Here is a 683-nt window from a genome sequence, read left to right on the forward strand (position 1 = left end):
CGCCTTTACGGCGGATGTCAGTTTAGCGATCCCAACGATTCGAAAAGTAGGGAAAAATAAAATCCGAACCGATACCCCCTCTTATTTGACCTTGGATAAAGGGTACGATGCCAAAGACATTTATACGGAAGCTCACAACTCTGGTCAAGAGCCGATCACCGCCTTAAAAAGACAAGCGAAACATAATGGGGAAGTTGATGACCATTATGCCCCTACCTGTTTTCGTGAACACAGCTATAAGTACGACAGCTATGATAAACGTTATGGTGCCCTCAAGTATGTTCGACCAGAAGCCCATTGCCGGGAGTGCCCCTTAAAAAATGCGGGGCTGTGTCAAAAAGTCTATAAGGTAAAACAAATGGATGATGCCAGAAAGTACAATCATCCCGCAAGAGGCACACAAGCTTGGCAGCGTATCTACAATGAGCGAAGCAGTGTCGAGCGAGTCAACGCTTACTTAAAAGATGCCTATCAACTCAATGCTACACGCTTTTATAAAGCCGATCATGCCAATGCTTTTTATCGTTTGATTCAACTGGCATACAATGCACGAACCTATGCAAACCAACGGTTAGCTGAGAGAAAGAACAGAAAAGAAATAGCCGTGTAATTTTTAAAAAATAGTCATTTTGAAATTAGACGAGTGTTTCCTTTTTTAAAAAGTTAGTTATGAAATTGGTTCA

Annotated in this window: 1 protein-coding gene; it reads left to right on the top strand. The window is 41.9% G+C overall.

Translation table 11 applies throughout. The annotated features are described in order from the left end of the window. Positions 1-610 (top strand): transposase (locus tag ACYVLS_RS08860; protein ID WP_460323688.1); only part of this gene is annotated, 610 nt, incomplete at its 5' end. Between the last annotated feature and the right edge of the window lie 73 nt (positions 611-683).

It is taken from the genome of Alkalibacterium psychrotolerans (assembly GCF_054784355.1).